This is a genomic window from Ilumatobacter sp. (genome assembly GCF_041688325.1).
Lineage (GTDB): Bacteria > Actinomycetota > Acidimicrobiia > Acidimicrobiales > Ilumatobacteraceae > Ilumatobacter_A.
This window is the reverse complement of record NZ_JBDNIJ010000054.1, coordinates 1-17,224: the sequence shown is the minus strand read 5'-3', so window position 1 is coordinate 17,224 and position 17,224 is coordinate 1. Positions and strand designations below refer to the sequence as shown.

The 17,224-nt window shown below is 64.5% G+C and carries 16 protein-coding genes; all 16 read right to left on the bottom strand.

Features of this window, described 5'->3' with window-relative positions:
- Nucleotides 1–160: 160 nt before the first annotated feature.
- Entirely contained in the window at nt 161–988 is an 828-nt protein-coding gene (locus ACH2EI_RS04240; RefSeq protein ID WP_395153983.1) for an ABC transporter permease, read from the bottom strand.
- Nucleotides 985–1,947, bottom strand: a complete 963-nt coding sequence (locus ACH2EI_RS04235) for an ATP-binding cassette domain-containing protein (RefSeq protein WP_395153982.1) — start codon at nt 1,945–1,947, stop codon at nt 985–987. The genes ACH2EI_RS04240 and ACH2EI_RS04235 overlap by 4 nt, the downstream gene beginning before the upstream one ends.
- A 91-nt stretch (nt 1,948–2,038) precedes the next feature.
- Complete coding sequence (locus tag ACH2EI_RS04230) at nt 2,039–3,127, bottom strand: alcohol dehydrogenase family protein (protein ID WP_395153981.1); 1,089 nt, start codon at nt 3,125–3,127, stop codon at nt 2,039–2,041.
- On the bottom strand, nt 3,124–3,696 hold the full coding sequence (locus tag ACH2EI_RS04225) for an HD domain-containing protein (RefSeq protein WP_395153980.1): 573 nt from the start codon (nt 3,694–3,696) through the stop codon (nt 3,124–3,126). Before ACH2EI_RS04225 ends, ACH2EI_RS04230 begins: the two co-directional genes overlap by 4 nt.
- Nucleotides 3,697–3,763: 67 nt before the next feature.
- The gene (locus tag ACH2EI_RS04220; protein WP_395153979.1) at nt 3,764–6,055 is read right to left on the bottom strand and encodes a xanthine dehydrogenase family protein molybdopterin-binding subunit; all 2,292 of its coding nucleotides are present in this window, start codon (nt 6,053–6,055) and stop codon (nt 3,764–3,766) included.
- A gap of 60 nt (nt 6,056–6,115) precedes the next feature.
- Nucleotides 6,116–6,613, bottom strand: a complete 498-nt coding sequence (locus ACH2EI_RS04215; protein WP_395153978.1) for a septum formation initiator family protein — start codon at nt 6,611–6,613, stop codon at nt 6,116–6,118.
- 106 nt (nt 6,614–6,719) lie between these two features.
- Complete coding sequence (locus tag ACH2EI_RS04210; protein WP_395159218.1) at nt 6,720–7,082, bottom strand: hypothetical protein; 363 nt, start codon at nt 7,080–7,082, stop codon at nt 6,720–6,722.
- A gap of 487 nt (nt 7,083–7,569) precedes the next feature.
- Nucleotides 7,570–8,460, bottom strand: coding sequence for an EamA family transporter (locus ACH2EI_RS04205; RefSeq protein WP_395153976.1), 891 nt, complete (start codon nt 8,458–8,460; stop codon nt 7,570–7,572).
- Nucleotides 8,461–8,541: 81 nt separating this feature from the next.
- Nucleotides 8,542–9,996, bottom strand: coding sequence for a glucose-6-phosphate dehydrogenase (gene zwf / locus ACH2EI_RS04200; RefSeq protein ID WP_395153975.1), 1,455 nt, complete (start codon nt 9,994–9,996; stop codon nt 8,542–8,544).
- Nucleotides 9,993–11,036, bottom strand: a complete 1,044-nt coding sequence (gnd, locus tag ACH2EI_RS04195; RefSeq protein ID WP_395153974.1) for a phosphogluconate dehydrogenase (NAD(+)-dependent, decarboxylating) — start codon at nt 11,034–11,036, stop codon at nt 9,993–9,995. Before gnd ends, zwf begins: the two co-directional genes overlap by 4 nt.
- Before the next feature lie 95 nt (nt 11,037–11,131).
- Nucleotides 11,132–12,835, bottom strand: a complete 1,704-nt coding sequence (locus ACH2EI_RS04190) for a hypothetical protein (RefSeq protein WP_395159216.1) — start codon at nt 12,833–12,835, stop codon at nt 11,132–11,134.
- Nucleotides 12,832–13,110 carry a hypothetical protein gene (locus ACH2EI_RS04185; RefSeq protein WP_395151684.1) on the bottom strand — a complete coding sequence of 93 codons (279 nt, stop codon included), beginning with the start codon at nt 13,108–13,110 and terminating at the stop codon, nt 12,832–12,834. Before ACH2EI_RS04185 ends, ACH2EI_RS04190 begins: the two co-directional genes overlap by 4 nt.
- 135 nt (nt 13,111–13,245) lie before the next feature.
- Entirely contained in the window at nt 13,246–13,710 is a 465-nt protein-coding gene (locus ACH2EI_RS04180; protein WP_395151682.1) for a GNAT family N-acetyltransferase, read from the bottom strand.
- Complete coding sequence (locus ACH2EI_RS04175) at nt 13,703–14,341, bottom strand: ABC transporter ATP-binding protein (RefSeq protein WP_395159214.1); 639 nt, start codon at nt 14,339–14,341, stop codon at nt 13,703–13,705. The genes ACH2EI_RS04180 and ACH2EI_RS04175 overlap by 8 nt, the downstream gene beginning before the upstream one ends.
- Nucleotides 14,338–15,987: an ABC transporter permease gene (locus ACH2EI_RS04170; RefSeq protein WP_395151678.1), complete on the bottom strand. Its 1,650-nt coding sequence runs from the start codon at nt 15,985–15,987 to the stop codon at nt 14,338–14,340. Before ACH2EI_RS04170 ends, ACH2EI_RS04175 begins: the two co-directional genes overlap by 4 nt.
- Nucleotides 15,988–16,003: 16 nt before the next feature.
- Nucleotides 16,004–17,224: thiamine ABC transporter substrate binding subunit (locus ACH2EI_RS04165; protein WP_395159212.1), on the bottom strand; the 1,221-nt coding region annotated here is incomplete at its 5' end.

Here is a 17,224-nt window from a genome sequence, read left to right as displayed (position 1 = left end):
GCGAACGCGATCGACTGGAACACCGGCATCAGGACCGATGGCAGGAAAGCCGAGGGCAGTCGGGTGATGTTGACGATGCTGCGCTTGGCGAGGCCAACCGCCGCAGCACTGTGCGGTGTGCGCCGAGTGTTGATCGGCCGAATGGGCTGATCTGTTGTCATCACGATGCTCCCAATCGGTGGCGGAGGGCTCGGAGTGACAGGGCAATCGAGACAACGGCGAGTGCGGCGGGGACGAGAATCGCTCGGGCCAACGCTGATGCGGACACGCCCTCTATGACGAGAGCGCGCATCCCTTCGACGAGGTGAGAAACCGGGTTGAAGTCGGCAAGGGTGCCGTAGACGCCGCTCATTGTTTCGCGTGGGAAGAAAGCCGACGAGAAGAACAAGGCGATGAACAGCAGTGGGAAGGCGCCCTGGACCGCTTCGGCTGAGCCGGTGAGGAGTGCCATTGCCGACATGAGGGCGCCGATGGCCAGTGCGAGGATTGTGCCGCTGACCATCAGGCCGACCACGCCGCCGACGCCACCTTTGATGCTGAGGCCGAATGGTAAGAGCACCAGGACGAAGAAGAGTGTTTGAGATGCGCCGTAGGCCATGCCGCCAGCCATGCGCCCGACGATGATGCCAGTGCGGGTCGACGGGGAAGCGAGCAGGCGATCGAAGAATCCATTCTCGATATCGGTGGCGAGTGCTGTCGCTCCGGTCGTCGATCCGAAGAGGATGCCCTGGACGATTGCCCCGGCAAGCGCGAAGTCGAGATATGAATCGACCGCAGGGAACCCGGGCAATTCGGTCGAGCGGGAGAACGACGAGGTTCCCAATGCGGCGAAAAACAACGGGAAGATGAGCGACGGGATGACCAGCGACGGCTGGCGGAGTAGCGATTGCATGGAGCGCACCGACAGGGCCCACGTTTGAGCGACCCTCGATGTCTGCGCCGGCGCCCTCGTCGGGGCGATCGGTGCTGTGGTGACAGGCGACCTCACGATTCGGCCCCTTCGAGGCGGTGGCCGGTCGCCTCGGCGAACACGTCGTCGAGGCTTGGCTCGCGGAGTTCAAGGTTGCGCACGGTGATGCCTGCGTCGTCGAGTTCGCGCACCACGCTCGAGACGGCGCTCGGCCCTTCGCGCAGGCCGACACCGAGCGACCCCTCGGGGCTCGGGCGGAGGTCGCCGAATTTGGCGAGCAGGCCGGTCGCAATCTGATGCGATGGCTCGTCGACCGTGATGAACAGGGTCGGCGAACCGACTTCGGCTTTAAGTTCGGTCGGGCGGCCCTTGCGAACGATCACGCCGTGGTCGATAATCGCAATGCGCTCAGCGAGTTGGTCAGCCTCTTCGAGGTATTGGGTCGTCAAGAGGACCGTGGTGCCGTCGTTGTTGAGGCGGCGGATTTCTTCCCAGAGCGAAATGCGGCTCATCGGGTCGAGGCCGGTGGTCGGCTCGTCGAGAAACAGGACCGACGGCTCGTGGATGAGCGAGAGGGCGAGGTCGAGTCGGCGGCGCATACCGCCCGAGTAGGTGCCGACGCGGCGTCCGCCCGCGGCAGTGAGCCCGACGCGTTCGAGGAGTTCGCCGGCCCGCTGGTGGTGTTGCGCCTTGGGGAGACCATAGAGCACAGCTTGCAGCCGCAGCAGTTCGGTACCGGTCATCAAGGGGTCGATGGCGGCGTCTTGGAGTGCCACGCCGATGTTGCGTCGAACGCTGTCGGCTTCGGTGACGATATCGAATCCGGCGACTCGACCAGTTCCGCCAGTGGGGCGGAGCAGGGTGGTCAGCATGCGGACGGTGGTCGACTTGCCAGCGCCGTTCGGGCCCAGGAAGCCAAAGATCTCACCGGGCTGGATTTGGAGGTCGACGCCGTCGACTGCCTTGACGATGTCGTCACCTGAGCCAAAATGTCGTTGCAGACCCTCGGCGACGATGGGCAATGCAGATTCGGCCATTTGTGAATACTGTCGGTCATTGCGGTCGCAACGCACTGTGACTTTGGTCAGCGCTTTCTGAGCGCATAGGTAGCGCTTGGTCAGCGCAGAGTTAGATGGTGAGGACCATTGCGCCGACATGCTGTTTGCGCTGGAACGCCTCTTGGGCTTCGTGGATTTGTTCGAGAGCGTAGACAGCGCCGACGACCGGCCGGGCGTCGCCGCGCTCGATGATGTTGACGAGGTCGGTGAAGACGGCGGGTTCGTAGATGGTGGTGCCGTGGAACTCGAGGTCATTGAGGTACAGCGTTCGCAGGTCGAGGTCGACAACCGGCCCGGCGATGGCACCGCAGGTGACGTAGCGGCCACCTCGGCGCAGTGACTCGAACCAGCCGGGGGTGTCGGGGCCACCGACGACGTCGGCGACGACGTCGAACAGACCACCGTTGGCATCACGCGCTGCGCCATGGAGGTCGACCTGGGACCGATTGATGACGTGATCGGCGCCGAGCGCCCGCACTCCGTCGGCCTTGCTGGCGCTGCACACTGCAGTGACGGTTGCACCGCGCAGTTTCGCCAGGCTGACGAGCGCTGAGCCGACGCCACCAGACGCTCCGGTGATCAGAATGCTGTCGCCGGCGGTGAGTCGGATGCGGTGCTGCATGTGGTTTGCTGTTGCCCACGAGCAGGGAAAACTGGCCAACTCGACGTCGGTCAATTGGCTGTTATGCACGTGCACGTTCCGAGCGGGCACCGAGACGTATTCAGCGAACCCGCCGTCTCGTTCACTGCCGAGGTAGCCGGCGAGCTCGCGGCGCATTGGCTCGTCGACGTCGCGCAAGCAGCAATCAACCAGCGCTCGTCGCCCGATGAGTGCCTCGTCGACATCTGCGCCGACAGCAACGACTCGGCCGCTTGGATCGGCGCCCTGGATCCTGGGGAACTGAAACCCGCTGCCACTCCACGTGCCGTCTTCGGATTTTGCGTCGGCAAACCCATCGCTGCTGGTGGCCTCGGTGACCGACTTGCTGTACCAGCCGACCCGCGTGTTGATGTCGGTGTTGTTCATGCCGCAGGCAGCGACATGAATCAGCACCTCGTCGGCTGCGGGTACCGGAACTGGCACGTCGTCGCGCAGAACGAGAACTTCTGGGCCGCCCAGCCCGGTCAGGACTGCGGCGCGCATCGTTCCGGGAATCAAGCGCTGCGCAGGATTTGCCGGACCAGGGGTTCGTAGTGCTCGAGCGGGTTGCTGACGTAGTCGGCATCGAATGCCGTCTGGTCGTACTTGGCACAGAACTCTTCGGTGTGGTCAAAGAACTCACTGTCGCGGAATTTTTCGCGCGCGTCTTTGTCCATCCCGAGGTGGTGCCAGAAGTAATAACCCTGGAACTCGCCGTGGTGCTTGACCATGAAGTGGTTCGCCTCGGAGACGAACGGCTTGACGATGCCAGCGGCGATCGAAGGGTGATTGAACGGGCTGAGCGTGTCACCGATGTCGTGGATCAGGGCGCAGAACACGTACTCGTCGTCCTTGCCGTCTTTCTCGGCTCGTGTCGCAGTCTGGAGGCTGTGCTCCAAACGGTTGATGGGGAAGCCGCCGTAGTCTTCACCGAGTTCGCCCAGCAGGCCGATGACGCGATCAGCGACGAGGCCCTGGGTGACGCTGAGCTGCGGCGCGATAATGGCCCAGTCTTGCGCAGTCGATTCTTCGAAGCTTTTGAACGACGTGCGTTCGTGAGTCTCGGTGGCTTTCGCGGTGTCGGTCATGGTGTGCTCCCTCGGTTGTTCGTTGTGGGCGGTCACACTGTGCCTGGCACAGTGTGACCGCCTTGTCTCACTGTGCGGCTTGGATGGCCTGCCACACGCGCTCGGCGGTGGCGGGCATGTCGATGTGCTTGACGCCGAGATGGCTGACGGCGTCGATAACGGCCGACTGCACGGCTGGCGTGGAACCAATGGTTCCGGACTCGCCGATGCCTTTGACGCCGAGCGGGTTGACGAACGTCGGGGTCTCCATGTGGATGACTTCGAAGCTCGGCAGTTCGGCGGCTGAGATCATGCCGTAGTCGGCGAGGTTCGACGTGATCGGGTTGCCGTCTTCGTCGTAACGCACTTCTTCGAGCAGCGCCTGAGCGGCGCCCTGTGCGATGCCGCCGTGAATCTGCCCGTCGAGCAGTAGCGGGTTGACCACGCGGCCAGCGTCGTCGCAGGCGATTTGGCGCAGGTGCTTGACCTGGCCGGTGCCGATGTCGACTTCGACCACAGCGATGTGAGCGCCGAACGGGAACGTCGGCATGTCGGCGACGAACGTGGTGGTCAGGGTCATCTCGTCGCCCTGCTGCTTGGCAGCGATGGCGACCTCGGACCAGGTCTTGGACACGGCGGGCGTGCCAGCGACATGGAACTTGCCGGACTCGGTGTCGAGCACCACGTCGGCTTCGTCGGCTTCGAGCAGTTGTGCTGCGACCTTCTTGGCCTTCTCAGCGATTTCGGCGCCGGCCTGGCTGACCGCCGCGCCACCCTGTTGGAGCGAGCGCGAGCCCATGGTGCCGCCGCCGACCGGGACACGATCAGTGTCGCCGAAGACCAGCGTCATGTCGTCGATCGGGATGCCGGTCTGCTCGCTGGCGAGCATCGACCATGCGGTGTCATGGCCCTGACCCTGCGGCGTCGTGCCGGTGTAGATGGTGGCGGTGCCATCGTCGTTGATCTCGATCTTGGCGTCTTCCTGCTTGGGATCGACGCCACCGGTGATTTCGACGTAGACGCAGACGCCGATACCGAGCTGCTTTTCGGCGCCGGACTCGCGGCGGGCGGCCTGCTCGGCGCGGAGGTCGCTGTAACCAGCGGCCTCGATGGCCTTGTCAAGGGCACCTTCGAAGTCACCGACGTCGTAGACCTGTCCAATGGAGGTGGTGTACGGCTCCATGAACTTGGGGATCAGGTTCATGCGACGGACGTCGACAGGGTCCATGCCGATTTCGCCGGCGAACAAGTCCATTGCCCGCTCGATTGCCGCTGTGGCTTCGGGGCGACCAGCACCGCGGTAGGCGGTGATCGGTGTCGTGTTGGTGACGACGGATGTGGTGCGCACCTCGATGTTCGGGATGTCATAGACGGCAGCGGCCATTGGGCGGGTGAAGAACGGGGCGAGGATTGTGCCCATGCCGACGAAGGCACCGCAGTCTTGGATGCCGTGCAGTTGGTAGTGCGTAACGTCGCCCGCTTTGGTGCCGCCCATGGTGACGTACTGCAGCTGTGCGCGGCCGTGGCCGAGCATCATCATTGATTCGCTGCGGGTCTCACGCCAGCGAACTGGGCGATTGAGTTCTTTGGCGAGCGTGCCGAGCAGCATCTCTTCGGGGTAGGCGTCGATCTTGGCGCCGAAGCCACCGCCGACGTCGGGGGTGATGATCCGAAGGTCGCCATCGTCGCAACCGTTGGCAGCGACGAATGCTGCCTTGGCGCCCTGCGCGTGCTGCGAGGAGACCCACTGGGTGAGGCGACCTTCGTGCCACACGGCGGCTGATGCGCGAACTTCGAGCGGGCACGGGGCAACGCGCTGGTTCATGAAGCGGCCGCTGATGACGACTTCGCAGTCTTTGAAGAACTCATCGGTGTCGCTGTTCTCGGGCAAGCCAAGCGCAGTGGTGTCGAACACGGCGTTGCTGCCAGCTGCTTCGTAGATGAGGGTTTCGGAAGCGAGTGCGCCCTCGAGGTCGATGAGCGTCGGGAGGAAGTCGACTTCGGCGAAGATCATCTCGGCAGCATCGGTCGCCTGCTGCAGGGTTTCGGCGACGACCACGGCGATCGGCTCACCGACGTGACGGACCTTGTCGCTGGCGAGCAACGTGCGCGCCGCGGCAGGGTTGAATGGCGAAGGGATTGGCTCGAGGCCGAGCGACTCGGCAGTGTGTACGGCGAGCACGCCGGGCATTCCGATTGCGCCCTCGATGTCGATCGACAGGATCTTGCCGTGGGCAACCGCTGATCGGGCGTAGACAGCCTGGGCCGCACCAACGAGGCGGGGATCGCTGACGTCGTCTGCGTAGATGCCGCCCGTCGTCAGGAACTTCGGATCTTCTTTGCGCTGAACGCGGTTACCAAGAATGCTGCCACCAGCCACGTGAACCCCTGTCGTGGATCGATGGGAACCTCGGTCGTGAGGCTCCCTGTGACGAACAACCTAGTCGGTCGGTGCGGGTGCAGGCCCAGCTGAGCGGGCAGCAAAAATCTCACTGACCACGTTGTACGGCCAGCCGTCAGGGAGGTCGGCGGGCAGCGGAGGCGTGGGGAGTACGGAGGTTCGCTCTTCGCCGATCAGCACGAAACCGATCTCTTCACGAGCGGCCTCTTTGACACCGTCGTCGGTCTTCAACCGATTGACCTCGGCAGCGAGTTGGCCATTGACTCGTTGCAGTTCGTCAAGCTGCGCTTGGCGCTGCACGAGATCAACGTCTTGGTCCTGCCACGTACCAATCGGCAGGACGAACACCGCAGCAGCCAAGGTGCCAACGACGATCAGCACCGCAAGGCCAGCGAAGAGTGCGAACTTGGGTCGTCGTGAGACGCGCTTCTCGATCGGGATCGACCGGGTGATGTCGGCAAGGCGCGACGAGCCGCCTTTGGAGGCAGGTGCTTCGATTTTAGGCCGACGAATCGACGTCGTTTTGGACCTGCTCACCAACCCATCATCTCAGGTTGGGGCCCGATTTCCGCGCCACAAGGAGTGAACGTCTCTCGGCTTGTGACCGGCTCACAGGGGGACGCTCAGACGGGGAGTGGGAACGTCAGGCGGCGAGTCGGTATTCGCCATCGACTACCGCGATATAGACCGCGTCGATTCGGCCGGTGTTGCGGAGTGCAGATTCGACAGCGTTCCTTGCATCGGGGTGGACCGATCGCCGGGGAAGTCGGGCGCGGATGATGTCGGTTCGGGTGCGTTGCCCGGTGGGGCCCATGGCGGTGCCGTTGGCGCGTGTTGTTTCGATGTGGTCGGTGGTGATGCGGGTTCGTTGGAGTTTGGTTCGGTGTTTGTGGCGGTTGTGGCGGGAGCATTCGAGCCCGGCGTTGGCGAGCGAGGTGTGGCTGGGCGACCAGATCTGCCGGCGCGCCCGAGTCGTGAACGGAACCAACCACCGGCGGGTCCCCACCACGATGACGGCTCCGAGCGAGCACCTGACAGCGACGCAGGACGGAGTCCTGCTTGGAGCGCTGAAGCAAAACAGTTGACCCGGCCAGGCCGCCCGGAAACGAACGCCCCATGGGTGAGCCCGAGGCAGTTTCTTTGCGGCGTTGCGTTAGCGGTGGGGCGGTCGCCGACGCGCGGGTTGGCGCGTAGCCGGGCGAGTTCGTTGGCTTTGGCGAGCCCGATGTGGCCGTTTGAGGAGTGCGTTTCAGGCGCCGGCCACGGTGTCGAGGAGTGCTGCGACTTTGATGGTGCTGGCGCCTGGCTGTTTGACCAGTTGAGGTTGGCCCGCAGGAATGCTTTGACTGATCGGTGTCCGTCGTCGTGGAACGGGCCGCGTCGTTCGACTTCGCGTGTGATTGCGGCTTGCTCGGCTGCGAGTCGGCGGGTGTCGAGTTCGTTGGTTCGCAGCCGTTCGATGAGTGCCGGTTCGCCGACTGGAAGGCGGGCGATCAGCCGAAGGCGATGACGCCGATGACGCCGGCCATCACCAGGGCGCTCGCGGCGTATTCGCTACGTTCGTGACGCTCGTGGAGCCAGAACACCGAGATTGCAAAAGCCATCAGCAGCTCGACCTGGCCGAGGGTGCGGACCTTCGTGGCATTCGTGAGGGTGACCGCGGTGGCCCAGCCAGCCGAACCGGCGACGCTGAGGATGCCGACGGGGAGTGCGGCACGCCAGTTGCGGTAGACGGCGACCAGCTCACTCCGATTCGTTGCGGCGAGCTGCGTACCGTTGAGCATCGTCTGGATGCCGAGCATGACGGTCACCGTGAGCACCGCCCGATGCCAGACTGGTGCGTCGCCGAGTGAGTTCGAGGCTGCTCGGATCCCAACGGCGGCAACGGCAAACCCGGCCGCGGCAAGAACGCCCATGAGTGCCGCCGGGTCTCCGGCGCTGGACAGTGCGGCCCGCAAGCCGCCCCGCGCTGCGAGCCAGGCGACCCCCACCATGCAGATGACCACTGCGACCCAACCCAGTGGGGCAAGTGGTTCGCCCAGCGCGACTGCAGACACGATCGCGACGAGGACGATTTCGGTCTTGGCATAGACCGTGCCGATCGCGAAGTCGCGAAGATCGAACGACTTGAGGAGCGCCAACGTCCCACCGATCTGGGCGATCCCGGCGCCGGCGATGATCGGCCAGAAACGCAGTGGGATGTCGGGAAGCCCCCTCCGACTGATCACGTAGGTTGCGACAGCTGCGATGAGCGCGAGCGGAAAGCCGTAGGCGTAGCGGACGTAACCGGCCGCGTTGACGCTGAGGATCGAGCGCAGCTGATGCTGACGCGCCGTGCGCAGAATCTGAAACGTCGCTGCTGCCAGTGTGATCGGGACCCACATATCAACGTCTCAAACTGTGAGACGAATAATCCGACATGTGGACACACTAATGGCCTGTGCTCGTCGGCTTCGATCTGGAAGTCAGGTCGGAGAGACGGGATACCAGGTGTCGTCGTTGACCAGGATGCTGTCGGCCTCGGTGGGGCCCCACGAGCCGCGGAAGTACGGGTGGATAGTCCCGCCGTTGTCAAGCGCTGGCTGCACGATGCGCCATGTGCCCTCGACCACGTCTTGCCGGGCGAAGCGTCGTAGCGAACCTTGCAAGGCATCGCCGAGGAGTCGCTCGTACGCGTCTTGTCGCTCGCCGAGGGCTGCTGCGAAGTCGACATTCACGTCGATCTCTTCGCTGTCCATATTCGGCCCCGGAGTCTTGGCCTGCAGGGCGAAGGTGACACCGTCGTTCTTGCCGAGGCGCAACCGGATCAGGTTGCGCCCAGGTGGCGGCCCGCCGGCCTCGTCAAACAGCATCCGTGGCGGATCGCGTAGTTCGATCACGACCTCGGTTGCGTCCTGTTCGAGTGCCTTGCCGACGCGGACGTACCACGGGACGCCGGCCCATCGCCAGGAATCGATCTCGAGGCGTGCCGCGGCGAACGTTTCGACCTCGGTCCCCTCCGCCACACCTGGCTCATCGCGATAGCCGACGTACTGGCCGCGCACGAGTGCGTTGCAGTCCATCGGCCGCATGGCAGCAAAGACCTTGGCTCTCTCGTCTTGCAGGAAGCCAGCATCAGCACCGACAGGTGGTTCCATCGCGAGGAGCGCGACCACTTGCAGAAGGTGATTCTGGAAGACATCGCGGATCGCGCCGACCGAGTCGTAGAACGAACCGCGGCCCTCGACACCGATCTCCTCGGACATCGTGACCTGCACGCTGCGTACGTAGTTGCGGTTCCAGACCGGCTCCAGCAGCGTGTTGGCGAAGCGAAACACCAGGACGTCTTCGACCGCTTCCTTGCCGAGGTAGTGGTCGATCCGGAAAATGTGGTCTTCGGGGAAGATCGAGTGCAGCGTCTTGTTCAACTCAACAGCGGATGCATAATCGCGTCCGAACGGCTTCTCGACGACGATGCGGCCGCGGTGGTGCAGATCAACCGATGCGAGCTTTTCTGCCACCATCGGGAACAGCGAGGGCGGGATTGCCATGTAGTAGACGGCGACCTCGGACTTGTACTTGTCGAGCGTCGATTTCAGATCGTTCCAGGTCGATTCGTCGGCGTAGTTGCCCTGCACCAGATCGAGCCGGTCGCACAGCGCGTCGACGACCAAGGGGTCGGCATCGTCGACATGATTCTCGATCGATTCGCGGGCATGGGTCCGAAAGTCGTCGGCGCTCCAGTCGCTGCGGGCCACGCCGATGACGGGGACGTCGAGCGAGCCTGAATCTTGCATGTGATACAGCGCCGGGAAGAGCTTGCGCTTGGCGAGGTCGCCGGTGGCGCCGAAGAGGACAAGTGCGTCAGCAGTGGGCTGCTGGGCGTTGATCTGCCCTGTGTCGACGTGAGTGAGGGGCGGCGCTGTGGTTGCTTTGCTCATCGTGTGCTTTCCTTGCTCTCCTTGTGCCCACCGAAGCCGGCGCGCATGGCTGACAGGACCTTGTCGGCGACGTCGCTGCGGCCCCGGCTTGAGAATCGTTGGTAGAGCGCGGCAGAGAGGACTGGCACGGGGACGCCTTCGTCGATTGCCGCGTTGATCGTCCAGCGGCCCTCGCCGGAGTCGCTGACGTGCCCGGAGTACGCGGAGAGTTCGCCGTCGATTTGGTACGCCTCAGCGGTGAGGTCGAGGAGCCACGAGGTGATGACCGAACCGCGGCGCCACACTTCGGTGACCTTCGGGATGTCGATGTCGTACTGGTAGTACTCGGCTGCATCGAGCGGGGCGGTCTCGGCGTCGACTGCGTGATCGATCTTGCCAATGTTCGCTTTGGCGAGCACGTTGATGCCTTCGGCGTAGGCCGCCATCAATCCGTACTCGATGCCGTTGTGGACCATTTTGACGAAGTGGCCAGCGCCGCTTGGACCGCAATGCAGCCAGCCGCGTTCTTCGGGAGCAATCTCGCCGGTGCGACCGGGGGTGCGCTTGGCGCCTTCGACACCGGGGGCAAGTGTGTCGAACACCGATTGGAGTCGGCCGACAGCGGTGTCGTCGCCGCCGATCATCAGGCAGTAGCCGCGCTCGAGGCCGAGGATGCCGCCGCTGGTGCCGACGTCGACGTAGTGGATGTTCTTGTCGGCCAGTTCCGTCGAACGGTCGACGTCGAGGTGGTACCAGGAGTTGCCACCGTCGATGATCGTGTCGTCTTCGTCGAGGAGCGGAACGAGCTGCTCGAGTGTGCCGCCGACGTATGCGGCGGGCACCATGATCCAGATCGAGCGTGGTGCTTCGAGCTTGCTGACGAGCTCTTTGAGCGAGCGGGCCCCGACGGCGCCTTCACCTTCCAATTCGGCGATCGGATCTTCGTTGACGTCGTAGGCCACACAGGTGTGGCCGTCGGCCATCAGACGGCGAACCATGTTGGCCCCCATGCGGCCGAGGCCGATCATGCCGAGTTGTGCGACCTGTTTCGTTTCGCTCATGGTTGATAGGTTGCCACGAAGACTTCCGCATTCGCCGGCCCCCAATCTGAGTCACCCGAAAGTGTCACGAAAGTCTCCCGCTCGCATTCTCGCTGCTACCCGTCTGCGGATCGCCTGCCACTCTCTTTGAGACGAGTCATGTCGCCGTTGCCTGCGAACTGCCTCCACAGTGAATCGAGGGCGGGGATGCTGTTGGCGATCAGGTTGTCGAGGTCGTGGATGTGGCCATCCCTGATTGCACCGTCCGGTTCGATGTCAAGAGCGTCGAGCCGCGTGCCAACCTCGACCCAATGCTCGGCCGACACGCTGTCAACTGCCAGGTCGGCGTGGTCCTCAGGATGGTCGTGGACGTACTGCAGGATCGAGAGTTGAATGCCGCGGTAGGTGGTGGACCCGAACGATGTGTCGACGATGTCGTCGGGCTCGACCTCGGAACCGAGATCTGTCGCGCTGGAGACCACCTGGTTGACGACGGTCTGGGTGACCACGCCGACACCGGTTGCCGACACCCACGAGCCGGCACCGAACCCGATGAGGTCACCGATTCGCTGGCGACGCGCCGTTTCGGCCGCAGCGGCGAGCGCGAGTTCCGCCTGCTCGTCGGTCAGCCCGTCCCGCAGGAGCAGTCCAAGCCGGGCGATTGATTCCACTCCGGTGCGGTCGATGACAGAAGCACCCAGGTCGTTGATCACTCGGTCGGTGTACGCGCCAAGGACGACGCCGATGGTCATCCTCGCGTCCGGGTCGCGCATGACAGTCCCGAACAGATTGGTGACGGCATCGCGATCGCCGAGCACGCCGACCGAATCGCCGCTGTCGATGTGAATGCGGATGACGTCGTCTTCGAGGCCCGCACCGATGCCGTAGGTCAGCGTGTCGACGTAGCCGAACATCGAGTCGGCGACACCCTGAGCCAAGCCGGGATGGAAGCCGTCGTCGAACTTGCCATCGGCCAACGCGGTGAGGTTCTCGAGTACGCCCCAGCCATCGAGCAAACGCGTTGGGTCGGCTTCAACTGCGTCGTAGAGGCCGGTCCTGACGAAGTCGCGAGCAATGGCCCGGTCGAGTGTGGTGGCACCAGCGAGCGCGGCCAGCACAGCGCTGTCGCCGAGGAGGTCGAGTGCCGCGGAGGGGCTGGCCGTCAGAATGTGGGACATCACCGTCTCGATCGCTTCGACGTGCACGCCACTCGACCACTGACCTGATTCGAGGAGGCCGGGCAACGCGGCCTGGCTGAACGCAAGTGGGAAGTTGGCGTGACCGATTGCGATGGCGACGAGGGGGTGCTGATCGATCTCGTTGATGAGGCGAATGGCGAACGACTCGTCGACCGCCACACGCGTCGCGAGTTCGGCCGCAAGGTCGGGGAACTCGTCCGACCAGAACGGCTCGCCGTCCGCGATGCGTTCGGTAATCGACCCCTTGCCATCGCCACGCGTATTGAGGTGGCCTGCGACGTACAGCTCGTGCAGGATGTCGTCGTCGCTCATCGTTGCGAATCGACCCACGGTCGGGGTGGCGTCGCCGAATGTGAGCCACTGGCTGAAGCGCTCGGCGATGTCGGCCAAGCTGATCAGCATCGAAGAACTCCAGGTGATCATCGCGTTGCTTGCACGGATGGCCACGATGAGCGGGAGCCAATGATCTTCGAGGTTGCGGCGGGTGAGGACGACAGCACGGATTGCAGACGCCGCGGCGGGGTCGGAACTGCGGATCGACATGAGGTCGGCGATGGCCGCTCGAGCATGCAAGTGCAGCGCGTCGACGCGCTGCGGGTGATATCCGGTTTCGACGCTCAACTGGCTCTGCCCGGCTGGAGAGCAGCGGCCTGGTCGAGGCGAGCGGCTTGCTGGTCGAAGAGGTATGCCTGCCAGCGCAGACCGTCAACTTCGGCATGGAGCTGGGCTTGATTGTGGCGCAGCAGATTGACGCAGAGCAGTGGGCGCCGGCCGCGCCACGTGTCGTTGCCGGCATGGCGTTCCAGCGACATCGCCATGCTGGACTCGATGCGGCTCGCCAGATGGCGCAACCGTTGCGCCCGGTGCCGCAGTTCGATCGCTTCGTGTCCTGGCATGGCGGCCCCTTTGGCTGTGAGACGGTCCTGACGTGGAACGCCATCGTTGAACCAGTGGGCAGCGATCTCGCCAAAGCGGAAACGGCGACCCGATTCGGGGCCGCAATTCGAGGGAGCAGGGGCGGGGAGGGGGCGTCAGCGCAGGTGCAGCAGGATGCGGTGGTGGGGGAGGTCGGTTGCTTCGCTCATGAACTCGTCGCTGACGATCTCGAACCCGGCGCCGGTGTAAAAGCCGAGGACGGTGGTCCGAGCGTTTGCCCAGACGTGGTCGGCGTCGCGTTCGCGAGCGGTCTCGATGCCCGCCCTGAGCAGGAGTGCGCCGACGCCGACTCCGCGGGTGGCAGGTGATGGGTCGGTTGCCATGCCACGCAATTGCAAGCCGGCAGCACCTGTCACGGTGACATCGGGCGACGGCATTGTCAGCCACGTTGAGATCGCAATGATTGTGTTGCTGTCGTCGCAGACGCCAAGGTGCACGGTGCTCTCGAGCTCGTCGCCAGCCCATTCGACATCGCTCGACGGTGTTGCGTCGCGCAGGACACGTAGCCGCAGGTCGTGTGTGTCAGCAGCGTCGATCGGGACGACGCGGTACTCAGCCATCGATCTGATCCATTCGGACCGACCTCGAAGCGATGGCGTCGGCCTCGGCCGGGTCGTGGGTCACGAGGACTGCGGTGATCGAGTGGTCAACGAGGAGTTGTGCCAGTTGTGTCGCGAGGTGGTCGTGGAGTTCTCGATCGAGACCGCTGAGCGGTTCATCGAGCAGGACCACGCTCGGCTCTGTCGCCAACGTACGCGCCAGCGCAACGCGCTTTGCTTCGCCGCCGGACAACTCGGTGACGTTGCGACGTTCGAAGCCAGCGAGACCGACTCGGTCGAGCCACGCCGCCCCACGGTCCTGCCGCTCGACCTTGCCGACCCCGGCGACCCGCAGGCCGTAGGCCACGTTGTCGATTGTCGACATATGTGGAAACAGCTGGTTGTCCTGGAACACCATGCCGACACCGCGCTGATGTGCCGGCAGCGACGTGATGTCGTTCGTGCCGATCCAGACGGTCCCAGAGTCCGGCCGAAGGATCCCGGCGATGACACGCAGCAGCGTGGTCTTGCCGCTGCCGGACGGTCCGAGCAAGGCGACCACCTCGGCGTGGTCGACCCTGAGGGTCGCCTGGCGCAGCACGTCGGTCGTGTCGAAGCGGACGCCGATTTGCTCGACGCGAAGGTGACTCATCGATCGACAGTCTGGCCGCCAGCGCGTCGATGCGCGAGCCCGGTGACATCGTGGAAGCGACTCACGCCGACCACCAAGCTCACGGTTGCCACAGCCAGGATCGTTGCGAGGGCGTAGCCCTGGGCTTGGAGGAGTGATCCCGTTCGACCGAGCAGTTCGTCGATAGCAATCGGCAAGGTCTCGCCGCCGGAGCGAGAGAGGAAGCTCGTTGCTCCGAACTCTCCGAGGGAGATCGCTGCAGCGAGCGCTGCGCCAACGGCAAGTGGCCGCCAGAGGAACGGGACGATCACGTCCCACCAGGCGCGAGTTGGTGATGCGCCGAGCGTTGCTGCGGCGTCCTGCAGCGACGGGTCGACCGACCGGAGAACCCCAACGGTGGTGCGGACAACGAATGGCAGAGCGACGAGGGCATGGCCGACCGGGACGAGCCACCATTCGGCTCGCCAGTCGACCGGCGGCGTGTCGAACGTGATCAACATGCCGAAGCCGATGGTGACAGCGGATGTGCCGATCGGGAGCATGAGGCCGACGTCGAGGAGTCGCCCGCCTCGCCCGGCCGCGGCGATAGCGAGGCTGGCCATGGCGCCGAGCGCAACGGCGAAGCTGGTCGCCCACGCCGCATTCTGGATCGAGTTGACGAGCGCCTCGACGGGGTCGAGCCCGAGCCGGATCCCGGGCCTGACTTCGGCTTTGCCGAGTCTGGTCCAGGCGGCAGTCGACCAACCGGACGAGCTGCGGAACGAGCGGATCGCCATCGCTGCGAGCGGTGCGATGCAGAGGGCGGCCGTTCCGATGGCGACGGACGCCACGAAGCGGCGTTCACCCGTTGACTTGGCCCGGCGCCGGTCTTGTTCTGGTCGGAGGTCGACGGCCCGAGCATGGCGACGCTGGGCTCGAGTCGACCAGCTGACGACGGCGGCCAAGATCGCGAGCTGCAGCACGGAGAGCACCGCAGCGCCGCCGATATCGCCGAGTTGGGTCGCCCGTCGCCAGACCTCGATCTCCAGCGTTCGGGTTCCGGCCGAGCCGAGTATGCGAACCACTCCAAACGATGTGAACGTGAACAGGAAGATGATCGCACCGGCCGCGTTCAGCGACGGCCTGAGCAGCGGGAGGGAGATGTCGACGAAGACGCGCCATCGCGATGCGCCGAGGGTTGCGGCTGCCGATTCCATGTCGGTGGGAAGATGCTCCCAGAACGCCCCGACGGTTCGGACCATCACCGCCAGGTTGAACACGGCGTGCGCGGCGATCACCGCCCAGACTGACCGGTCGAGTGAATCGGGGAGCAGCGCCAAAAATGCGGCACCCATCACGACGGTCGGCAGCACAAAAATGGCGGTGAGTAGGCCGACGAGCAGCTGACGGCCGGGAAACTCGAATCGGGCCACAATGTACGCTGGCGCGAGCCCGACCAGCATAGTGATGCCTGTCGACACAACTGCTTGCCACAGGGTGAACCAGGCGACGTCCCACGTGGCGCCCCGGCTGAGCGTGTCGGCGACGGCGTTGCCGTTGATCGCCCGAGCCAGCAATGTTGCGAACGGCCAAAGATAGAAGACAGCAAGCCCCGCGATGGGCCCGACGGCGAGCGCGGCGACCACACGACTGGGGAGTCGATTGACCGGGCGCTGACCGTTGTTCATCGAGGCAAGTTTCCGGTCAGCCGAGGACCAGTGTCGACCACTCGTCGATCCAGTCGGAGCGGTTTTCGTCGATCAGGTCCGGGTCGAGTGTTCGTGATGTTTCGGGGACGACGGCGAAGTCGTTGAACTCCTGAGGGAGCGCAACGGCGCTGTTGGCCGGGTAGACGAACAGGTTCAACGCGAGCTCGGCCTGGAACTGCTCGCTACCGAGGAAGCGAACCAACTCTGCGGCCTCATCGGGATGGTCTGTTCCGGCCAGTACACCGGCGAACTCGATCTGTCGGAAGCAGGTTGACTCGATGACACCGGTGGGCGAATCGTCACGAGGGGGGTCGGCGAAGATCACTTCGGCCGGCGGGCTCGATCCGTAGCTGACGACGAGCGGACGGTCGCCACCGCCGGCCCACGTGAAGCTTCCGTAGTAGGCGTCGGTCCAACCGTCGACGACTTGCACACCGTTGTCCTTCAGTTGCTGCCAGTAGGCCTGCCAGCCATCGGCGCCGAACTCATCGATCGAGGCAAGCAAGAAGGCGAGGCCCGGCGAGGAGGTGGCGGGGTTCTGGACGACGAGAAGGTCGCGGTAGGCCGGGTCGGCGAGGTCTTGCAGCGAAGTCGGGACGGCGAGTTCGTTCTCGACGAAGTAGCCGATGTCGTAGTTGACGCACACATCTCCGAAGTCGACGGGGAGCGCTTCGCCGTTCGGCACGAGTGCGAGGAACTCGGCCGGCACGTTTTCCGGGTCGGCCAGGACGCCCAGCTCGAAGATTCCGTCCTGCAGCGCACGCGAGAGGAAAGTGTTGTCGATGCCCCACATGACGTCACCTTCAGGGTTGCCGACCGTGAGTGCAGCCTTCGAGAGCATCGTACCGGTGTCGCCGGCCACGAGCAGTTCGACGCCGATTGCGGTCTGTTCGGTGAATGCGTCGAGTGCAGCGTTGATCGAGGTGTCGGCCTCTGGGAACGAGTCGTACGTGACGAGCGTGATCGTGATGCGCGGCTCGGCTGGCTGGTCTGTCGCCGGCTCGGTGTCGGTCGGTTCCGCGTCGGTCAGATCTGTGGGCGGGGGCGCTGACTCGGTTGCGGGGAGCTCTGTTGCTGTCGGTGCACCAGTTGAGCTGTCGCTGGCACAGGCGGCAGCAGTCAGCCCGAGTAGGAGGGCACTTGCAATGATTGGTCGAGTTCTCATGTGGTGTGGTCCTTCTTGGAGTCGCCGGTGGTCGACGGCTGGTGGGGGTCG

Excerpts from the sequence above, each read along its gene's own strand:
- ACH2EI_RS04235 (WP_395153982.1), bottom strand. The coding sequence starts at position 1,947 with ATGGCCGAATCTGCATTGCCCATCGTCGCCGAGGGTCTGCAACGACAT.
- ACH2EI_RS04225 (WP_395153980.1), bottom strand. The coding sequence starts at position 3,696 with ATGACCGACACCGCGAAAGCCACCGAGACTCACGAACGCACGTCGTTC.
- ACH2EI_RS04205 (WP_395153976.1), bottom strand. The coding sequence starts at position 8,460 with ATGTGGGTCCCGATCACACTGGCAGCAGCGACGTTTCAGATTCTGCGC.
- zwf (WP_395153975.1), bottom strand. The coding sequence starts at position 9,996 with ATGAGCAAAGCAACCACAGCGCCGCCCCTCACTCACGTCGACACAGGG.
- gnd (WP_395153974.1), bottom strand. The coding sequence starts at position 11,036 with ATGAGCGAAACGAAACAGGTCGCACAACTCGGCATGATCGGCCTCGGC.
- ACH2EI_RS04185 (WP_395151684.1), bottom strand. The coding sequence starts at position 13,110 with ATGCCAGGACACGAAGCGATCGAACTGCGGCACCGGGCGCAACGGTTG.
- ACH2EI_RS04180 (WP_395151682.1), bottom strand. The coding sequence starts at position 13,710 with ATGGCTGAGTACCGCGTCGTCCCGATCGACGCTGCTGACACACACGAC.
- ACH2EI_RS04175 (WP_395159214.1), bottom strand. The coding sequence starts at position 14,341 with ATGAGTCACCTTCGCGTCGAGCAAATCGGCGTCCGCTTCGACACGACC.
- ACH2EI_RS04170 (WP_395151678.1), bottom strand. The coding sequence starts at position 15,987 with ATGAACAACGGTCAGCGCCCGGTCAATCGACTCCCCAGTCGTGTGGTC.